The following is an 8,401-nucleotide window of genomic DNA, read 5'->3' as shown; positions in this document are numbered from 1 at the left end:
ATTACCTGATTACCTGATTACCTGATTACCTGATTACCTGATTACCTGATTACCTGATTACCTGATTACCTGATTACCTGATTACCTGATGACCTGATGACCTGATTACCTGATTACCTCTTTAGGGGGCGATTCATGAAGTGGTTGATAACTATTGTCAAAAATAGATAGGTTATCTTTGTTGTGTTTTTGTTGGAGTTTTGTGTGCGACTTTAAATTCATAGTCTGACAATATTACAATAGATGTCCTTTATATGAACTTTATTTATTTCATGATCTCGCTTTATGTTTTATTGTTGGCTTAAGTCATTGTTTTTTATGCGTTTATAAAAAAATTTATACAAATCAAAATGTATTTGATGTGCATCAAACGAGTCGTTAATTTGTTCGTCAAGCAAAAGCGGAATGCGGCTTTCTGCACAGACGACAAGGGCGGACAAGGACGTATGTAGTTGTGCAGTTGAGGTGTAGCGGGAACTACCCCTGATGCGGTGTGCTGCTTTTGCTTATTTAAATAAACCTGAAGAGGCACAGTTTATTATTGGTATGACCTTTCATCGGCTTAATGAGAGGCGAGCGCCAACAGTTGCTGTGCAGTATATCGCGGCATCACTTAATATCGTGACTCCAGCATGATTGGAGTGATGCAGTACAACACACGTTAATGTAGGTATAAACGAATGAAAGCTAATAAAATTCTGGTTGCTATGGGTGTTGGTTCCATGCTGCTGTGCGGCTCCGCTTTTGCTGCTGGTGGTGCTGGTTCCGGTAAAGTCACTTTTAACGGTGAAATCATCAATGCCCCTTGCTCTGTTGCTCCTGAGTCTGTTGACCAGGTTGTTGAAATGGGCCAGATCAGCACCAAAGAGCTGGCCAACGGTGGTGAGTCCAACTCCAAGCCATTCAGCATCAAGCTGCTGAACTGTGAAATCTCCGACAAAGAAGATGCCGTCAAGGTGACCTTCAGCGGTGCCAAAGACCCGGTAGACTCCAGCCTGCTGGTGATCGGTGGTGGCCAAGCTGCTGGTGCCGGTATCAAGATGACTGCACCAGGTACTGGCGCAGCTATCGTTCTGGGCGAACCGACCGCGGCTTTTGGCTTGGTCAACGGTGACAACGAGCTGCCCTTTAGCGCCGTGCTGAAAGGTTACGCCGATCAGACCGCCAACCCGCTGAAAGCTGGTGCGTTCACTGCAGTGACCAACTTTACTCTCTCCTACGAGTAATAGAGTGCCTTAACGTGTGACAAGGGTTGTGGTGGTGCGAGCCACCACAACTTCACACATTCTGTTTCCTCACATCGAACCCTGATCATGAAAACTTCAATGATGGCGGCCATAGCGCTGCAGCTGGTGATGATGGCGGGATCAGTCCACGCCAACGAATTCACTGATGGACTAGCCGAATCGGGCTGTACGCTGGAGGTGCTGCGCAGCATTCCACTGCAGGTTCAGCAACCGGGCACGTTGAAAATCAGCGGTTGTCAGGTTGACGGGGCGACGGTGGCATCACTGCCTTTTATTTCCATGTCCGTGCGTGGTGCCATGAGCGATGAGCTGGGCATTCTCAATAACGGCCAATATCACAAGGTATCCGGTGAGCGCTTTATTGTCTCGGATATCGTCAACAGTGATCTGGAATTCAATTTGGGGCTCATCAGCAGTCAGCTGTTTTTTCCGGACAGTACGACGCTGTTTGAACTCAGTTATATGTAAGCAAACCAATTGCTTAGTGTAGATACCTCATTACGTGAGACCTTTATGCAATTCCTAGAGTGAAAATATGAGCGTTTCAACATCAGACTCTGTGAGAAAAAAACATTATTCAAAAATGGCTTTTATGCTATGCGTGTCCGGCCTGATGGCGGTGGCAAATCACGCATGGGCAGAAACGGAGTTTAATATTGATGCGCTCGATCTGGATGAGCGGACCAAGATCGACCTCTCCCAGTTTGCCGACGAAGGCTACATCCTGCCCGGCGACTACTACCTCGAGATCGAGGTCAACAAGAACAAGCTGCCCCTGCAGAAAATCCCTTTCTACGAGAACGATACTGGCAAGGGAAAGGGTGGGGTGGCCTGCCTGCCGCAAGAGGTGATTCCCAAGCTGGCACTGACCGACGAGGCCATCGCCAAGATCGATACCTGGCACGATGGCCAGTGTGCCAACCTGCTGGCGCTGGACGGCGTAGTGATCTCGAACGATATCGGTAACGGCTTGCTGCGTATTGCCATCCCTCAGGCGTGGATGAAGTACAGCGATCCCAACTGGATTCCGCCCGAGCAATGGGATGAAGGGATCCCGGGGATGATGCTGGATTACAACATCAATGCCCAGGTCAACGAAGGCGATGGTTACTCCAACCGCAACATCAGCAGCTATGGTACGCTGGGGTTCAACTACGGCGCTTGGCGTTTGCGGGGTGACTATCAAGCCAGCTCTTACTGGGGTGATAATGAGCGGACGTCGACCGAGCTGAACCGTATCTATGCCTATCGTCCGCTGCCGAACATGGCCGCCAAGCTGACAGTGGGTGAGCAGCAGCTCAACTCCCAGCTGATCGACGGCTTCCGTTATACCGGTGTCAATCTGGCCAATGACGAGCGCATGCTGCCGCCTAGTCTGCAGGGTTATGCGCCGGAAGTGAGCGGTATTGCCAAGACCAACGCCAAGGTCACCATCTCCCAGTCCGGCCGGATCATCTATGAAACCAACGTGCCGGCGGGCCCGTTTCGCATCCAGGGTCTGGACAGCTCGGTGCGCGGCCGCCTTGATGTGCGGGTAGAGGAGCAAGATGGCAGTGTCAATTCGTTCCAGGTTGACACGGCAACCGTTCCCTACCTGACTCGCCCTGGCTATGTTCGATACAACCTGGCGGTTGGTGCGCCTTCCGAACAGACGGATTCGGTGCACGATGTGCACGGCCCTGCCTTTGTGACCGGTGATTTCTCCTGGGGGGTGGCGAACTCCTGGTCGCTGTACGGCGGCAGCCTGATTGCGGGTGAATACAACTCCATGGGATTGGGTATCGGTCGTGATCTCTATGCCTTCGGCGCTATTTCCGCCGACCTGACCCAGTCCATCGCCAAGTTGCCGGGCCTGTCGACCAAGATTGGCCAGTCGGTACGGGTGAACTACGCCAAGCAGTTTGATGAATACAACAGCTCGATCACCTTCGCGGGTTATCGCTTCTCCCAACATGACTTCATGACCATGTCGCAGTTTCTCAATAACAAGGATCGGTTGGAGAACAACACTACGACCTCGAGCGATGATTACAATACCTGGGGTGACAAGGAGCTCTACACCATCACCGCCAACAAGACCTTCTGGGCGGAGGATGCAGCCAAGGCGCTGACTGTTTATCTGGACTACACCCACAGAACCTACTGGGACCACGAGGCAGAGGATCGCTACGGCCTCACTATCAACAAGAACGTGAGCATCGGCAGCTTCAAGGATGTTTCCGTCTATGTGTCGGCCTACAAGACCAAGACCGAGAACTACGAGGATGACAAGAGCGTCATGTTGACCCTCAGCGTGCCAATAGGGGACAGAAAGAGCGCGGGATACAGCGTACAGTCCTCCAACGGCAAGGTGACTCACCTGGCCACCTATCAGGACTACAGTCGACCGGATGATACCTATCAGCTGGGGGCGGGCGTGCAGAGCAATGGCCACGCCGTGGCGCGGGGTTACTACAACCACAACAGCGACATCGGAGCGGTCAGTCTCAATGCCTACAGCGTGCAGAGCGAATACACCTCGGTTGGTGCCAGCCTGCGTGGCGGTCTGACGGCGACCCAGCACGGTGCAGCCCTCCACCAGGCGACTCGTCGTGGCGGTACTCGCATGATGGTGGATACCGATAATACCTCCGGCGTCTCTTTCAACAATGGCCGCGCCGTGACCAACCGCTTTGGCGTCGCGGTGATCAGCGACATGACCGACTATCGCAAGAGCGACACCCGGGTCGATGTGGATCAGCTGAGCGACGACATCGATGCGATGAACGCCATCAAGCAGGGGACCCTGACCGAGGGCGCAATTGGGTATAATGCTTTCGAAATTGCCGAAGGGTTCAAGCTGCTGGCCAGTGTCAGACTACCCGATGGCTCAGTGCCGCCATTTGGCGCCACCGTCGTCAAGGATTCCGGCCGTGTGCTCTCGGTGGTGGATGAAGATGGCCTGGTCTATCTGACCGGGGTGAAACCGAATGAAGCGTTTGAACTCTCCTGGGGCGGGGCCCGCCAGTGCAAGATAGTGGCGCCGCAACAAGTAACCGATCTGTCGATGAAGACTCTCACTTGCAAGTAATGGGATACCGATGAAAAAGCTGCTCTCTTATATCTGTCTGGCTGCGCTTGGCATGACCTCACTCAACGTCAATGCCGCCATTGTGCTGGATCGTACTCGTGCCGTTTATCCGGGCGGCGCCAAGTCCATCAGCCTCAACATCAAGAACGAGAACCAGAAGCTGCCCTACCTGGCGCAGGCCTGGATTGAAGATGCCCAGGGCCAGAAGATCTCTTCTCCCTTCGTGGTGCTGCCGCCGGTACAGCGGGTGGATGCCAACCAGAAGTCCATCGTGCGCATTGCCAGCGTGCCGGCCATCGATAGCCTGCCCAAGGATCGCGAGTCCATCTACTACTTCAACTTGCGCGAGATCCCGCCCAAGAGCGAGAAGAGTAACGTGATGCAGATTGCCGTGCAGTCCAAGATCAAGCTGTTCTACCGCCCCGAGGCGATCCTGCCCGAGCGCGGTGCCATCTGGCAGGATCAGGTGCTGATCAGCAAGCAGGGCAAGGCCCTCAAGGTCAACAATCCGACCCCTTACTACATCACCTACGTGGGCCTAGGTCATCCACAGGGCAAGGAGCGGACCACCATCAAGGGTTTCTCCGCCTTTATGGTTGCCCCCAAGTCAGAGCAGACGGTCACCATTCCGGAAACACTGGGAAATGAATTTGTGATCAGCTACGTCAATGACTACGGCGGATATATGGATATCAAATACCAGTGCACAGGCAATGCCTGTAAAGCCGTGAAGAGCGAGTAAGCCTTATGCTACGTTCTATCTTCTGTTCAAGTCTTATGCTGTTTGCAGGAACGGCATTGGCAAATGGCTATGTGACGCCTAACCCAACCCATGATTACTATATATCGTTGGACAAGGCTGACATTCAAAACAGACCTGGTTTTACTACCAAGGCATTTGAGTGGAATTTGGGAGGGCAATACTCAGGTATCGTTACCTGCCCAGATAGAAGCATTCCGCAATCTCCAGTGTACTATAAAGCAACAATGACGGATGGCTTGCCTCAAGCTGGTGATGGTTTTGTAAAACTAAATGACTTTTTGGATATGAAAGTCGAAATTTGGATAGCCGGTTGGAAGAAAAAATTTGTTACAGCCCCATTTCCGAATGAAAGTAACGATTACCCAAATTACTCTTGTACTAAAGGGAAAGAGACAAGAATAAATAATTTCGAAAGCGGTAGCCGTGGAAAGGTAACTTTTCGCGTGAGAAAACAAATAATTAATGGTGTGCAAATTTCAGATCGTCAAGTGGTAGAAATGTATGGCCGTTTGGGGTCTACCACTACAGATTTTAATAATTTGCCAATGTCTCGAATTACGATTACATCTGCAATATTATATGTTCCTGAAGAGTGTGTGATTAATGGTGGGCAGACCATTGAAGTAGAGTTTGGTGATTTGCCGGGGTCGGGATTGGATGGAAATAACTTTGAAAAGACGGTTCCTCTGACATTTCAATGCCGTGGTGGTGTTTTCGAAGGGGATGCTTTGAAGATCAATCTTGGTATTTCTGGAAAACCAACCTCTTTCAGTCAAGACTATCTGCGGACAACTCGGGATGGCTATCAAGGTGGAAATGTTATTTCCGATTTAGGGATAAAATTCAAACAGCTGGATGGTTCTCAGCTGAAATTGAATACCTTCTATCCGGTTTCCATGCAGGGAAATATCGGTGATTGGGGCTTTATCGCTGCACCGGTAACCCCGACAGGTGCAGATATTCCGGCGGGCGATTTCTATGCGACAGCCACCATCGTTGCCGAGTTCCAATGAGGAGATGTTTTATGCTACGGACATTGTGGATAGGCTTGGTGCTGTACCCGTTGTTGGGGGTAACGGCAGCCCCCCGTGCCAGCAATGATCTGGAATTGCTTGGCAATACGGTCCATCTCCATGGCAGGATCATCGATCAGCCATGTGTGGTTTCTCCTGAATCCCTTGATCAGGAGGTCGAGATGGGGGTAGTTGACGTGAAGGAACTCTATGGCAACGGAGTCGGGGAGCTAGTGCCGTTTTCCATTCGTCTGACCAATTGCAAGCCGGGGATTTTCCGCATGGCAAAGGTTACCTTTACTGGCTCGCAGGATACCGAACTAAGCGGCGGATTGGCATTCACGGCTGGGATTGCCAGGGGGGCAGGCATCCGCCTGTATGACGTGGCTCAATCACCTCTGAATTTGGGTAGTGCCTCCCGCGGCTATCTGCTAGGTGGTGCGGCAGATAATGAGCTGCAATTTTTTGCTAGGGTTGAAGGACATCCGGCGGCATTGACCGCCAAGAACATCCAGCCGGGCGACTATTCTGCCGTCGCCAATTTCATCGTTGCTTATGAATAAACTCAGAAGTCGTTGCGCTGTATGACTTTTGTATTGCCATGGCTGGGCCAGGTGATGACGCCACCTAGATAACTGGAAAGGTAAATACCTCCGGGCAATTGAATGAACTTGGCTTTTTGTTTGGGGGGCGTTAGCGCCGCGACCAGAGTGGCGACCATAGCGTTATTGGTCAGCGCCTGCTGGTCAATGAAATTGACAATGGTATTTTTTATCTCGACCGAAATATCGCCATTATCCCGCTCCAGATCCCCAACAGAATCCAGATTGAACAGTGTCTTTCCCTGATTGTCAGTGGCTATCACGGTGGCCACTACTATTTCTCTGTTCATGGTCACAATATATTTACTCTTTCTGGTCATTTCTACCCAGTTGTCTGGTGCCTGACAATCCCTGTGATATCTGACTGTGGTTTCTTGATTATTGTAATAGTTGTTGGAAACATTATTTCCCTGCTGGTTCATGGTTGTGATAACGCATTGAACTTCTTCGGCCACAGGGTGACCGCTACGCAACAGGAAGATATTTCCGGATAATTTCCTGCTGCTATTGTTGATGGAAAAATAGCTGATGGCTTCTTTTCCAACCAGAATTGAAATCTGCTCATCAGCTTTACGTAAAACAGGTTTTATCAAGGGCGTCAGTGAATCTATTTTCACATTCAGTGCTTTTTCCGTCTCGCTGGTCATATAGAGAGAAATCTGACCTAAATTGATAGTGCGTAGTGTATTTGCTGTCGCATAGTTATAAATGACGAGGGCTAGTGAAGTCAGTGAGACCAGCAGCAATGCAAACAGCAAAATACGCTTTGGGCTGAAATATCGGTCATATTTTCGGCGAGTATATTGCCGCCTGGCTTGAGGTTCAGGGGAAGGCGTCGGCGCATGAATTTCTTCCGCTGGTGCTGGCTCTTCAGTTTCCCCTGCGAGCTCAATTGGAGCACAAAACATATAGCCAACCCGTGGGATGGTATCGATCGCATCCATCAAGCCGAAGGATTCCAGCTTTCTTCTCAACGAGAGTATCTGCCGGTTCAAATTGGTATCGGTATTGTCCTGATTTGGCCACAAGGCATCCTGCAGTTTGCTTCTTGGAATGACAGTGCCTGCCTCATCACACAGCATTTCGAGTAGCTCGGCTTCCTTGTTGCTGAGCTTGATGTCCTTGTCCCCTTTCGAGAGTCGGAATATTGCAGCGGAGAAAAAGATATCCTCAGCAATTTTATAAATTTTGTTACTCATGTGTGACTCGTCTTACTGCCAAGGAGTGCATTTTACCACCATGCAGTCTTTGTTCAAATAATGATAAATCGTCAATTTCTTTTATTATCATATGGTTAGCTTTCCTACTAAATGCATGGTGGGGGGTATGGTACTACAGCCAATTAATTTGGTTCAAAAAATGTGCAAAAAAAAGGCCGTTTATGTAATCGTTCTCACTTATTCAGACTGAGGAGGAGGATTTTGATACCACCAGCATTTTATTTTGAGTCATATGTGTATTTGGATGGCTCCATGGTGTCAGTTTTTGTCGCATGAATAATTATTGCGACCTAATGATATTCTGAAATTGTTTCCGCTGTGGCTTGAGATTGCCGCCAAGATCGGGCCAGGGGATCCAGTGGTCGGGGACCATAAAGCCGGGCAGGGCGCTGCGGATCCAGGCTGCCAGTTCGGAGTCGGGAACCGGTTCGCCGTGCCAGTCGATAAAGGCGGCGGGGCGTTGCCCCCACTCGTCGCTCGGTACCG

General features: G+C 50.5%; 7 protein-coding genes and 1 pseudogene. 6 read left to right on the top strand and 2 right to left on the bottom strand.

The genetic code is table 11. The features are described 5' to 3' along the window. Window positions 1-680: 680 nt before the first annotated feature. The 6 genes from DBR30_RS07560 (at window position 681) to DBR30_RS07535 (ending at window position 6,656) form a co-directional block, all read left to right on the top strand. The gene (locus tag DBR30_RS07560; protein WP_005363169.1) at window positions 681-1,226 is read left to right on the top strand and encodes a fimbrial protein; all 546 of its coding nucleotides are present in this window, start codon (window positions 681-683) and stop codon (window positions 1,224-1,226) included. Window positions 1,227-1,325: 99 nt separating this feature from the next. Continuing rightward, on the top strand, window positions 1,326-1,715 hold the full coding sequence (locus tag DBR30_RS07555; protein ID WP_181363516.1) for a hypothetical protein: 390 nt from the start codon (window positions 1,326-1,328) through the stop codon (window positions 1,713-1,715). 67 nt (window positions 1,716-1,782) lie between these two features. After that, on the top strand, window positions 1,783-4,317 hold the full coding sequence (locus DBR30_RS07550; protein ID WP_108541500.1) for a fimbria/pilus outer membrane usher protein: 2,535 nt from the start codon (window positions 1,783-1,785) through the stop codon (window positions 4,315-4,317). A 10-nt stretch (window positions 4,318-4,327) separates the two neighbouring features. Then, window positions 4,328-5,059, top strand: coding sequence for a fimbrial biogenesis chaperone (locus tag DBR30_RS07545; RefSeq protein WP_108541501.1), 732 nt, complete (start codon window positions 4,328-4,330; stop codon window positions 5,057-5,059). 5 nt (window positions 5,060-5,064) lie between these two features. Next, the gene (locus DBR30_RS07540; RefSeq protein ID WP_108541502.1) at window positions 5,065-6,093 is read left to right on the top strand and encodes a fimbrial protein; all 1,029 of its coding nucleotides are present in this window, start codon (window positions 5,065-5,067) and stop codon (window positions 6,091-6,093) included. A gap of 11 nt (window positions 6,094-6,104) precedes the next feature. Further along, window positions 6,105-6,656 (top strand): fimbrial protein, encoded by a 552-nt coding sequence (locus DBR30_RS07535; RefSeq protein ID WP_108541503.1) that lies wholly within the window; start codon window positions 6,105-6,107, stop codon window positions 6,654-6,656. Between the two features lie 2 nt (window positions 6,657-6,658). On the opposite strand, the gene DBR30_RS07530 is transcribed toward DBR30_RS07535, so the two are convergent. Both DBR30_RS07530 and DBR30_RS21835 read right to left on the bottom strand, forming a co-directional pair. Next, the gene (locus DBR30_RS07530) at window positions 6,659-7,894 is read right to left on the bottom strand and encodes a winged helix-turn-helix domain-containing protein (protein WP_108541504.1); all 1,236 of its coding nucleotides are present in this window, start codon (window positions 7,892-7,894) and stop codon (window positions 6,659-6,661) included. Window positions 7,895-8,195: 301 nt separating this feature from the next. After that, window positions 8,196-8,401 (bottom strand): annotated as a pseudogene (locus DBR30_RS21835) (2-succinylbenzoate-CoA ligase); the annotation flags it as partial.

Origin of the sequence: Aeromonas sp. HMWF017 (assembly GCF_003061465.1) — a bacterium.
Classification (GTDB): Bacteria; Pseudomonadota; Gammaproteobacteria; order Enterobacterales; family Aeromonadaceae; genus Aeromonas; species Aeromonas veronii.
The sequence above is the reverse complement of the archived record's forward strand: the minus strand, read 5'-3'. Positions and strand labels throughout refer to the sequence as shown.

Bases quoted from the DNA above. Each gene is read 5' to 3' on its own strand.
- DBR30_RS07530 (WP_108541504.1), bottom strand. From the start codon at position 7,894: ATGAGTAACAAAATTTATAAAATTGCTGAGGATATCTTTTTCTCCGCT.
- DBR30_RS07540 (WP_108541502.1), top strand. From the start codon at position 5,065: ATGCTACGTTCTATCTTCTGTTCAAGTCTTATGCTGTTTGCAGGAACG.
- DBR30_RS07545 (WP_108541501.1), top strand. From the start codon at position 4,328: ATGAAAAAGCTGCTCTCTTATATCTGTCTGGCTGCGCTTGGCATGACC.
- DBR30_RS07550 (WP_108541500.1), top strand. From the start codon at position 1,783: ATGAGCGTTTCAACATCAGACTCTGTGAGAAAAAAACATTATTCAAAA.
- DBR30_RS07555 (WP_181363516.1), top strand. From the start codon at position 1,326: ATGATGGCGGCCATAGCGCTGCAGCTGGTGATGATGGCGGGATCAGTC.
- DBR30_RS07535 (WP_108541503.1), top strand. From the start codon at position 6,105: ATGCTACGGACATTGTGGATAGGCTTGGTGCTGTACCCGTTGTTGGGG.
- DBR30_RS07560 (WP_005363169.1), top strand. From the start codon at position 681: ATGAAAGCTAATAAAATTCTGGTTGCTATGGGTGTTGGTTCCATGCTG.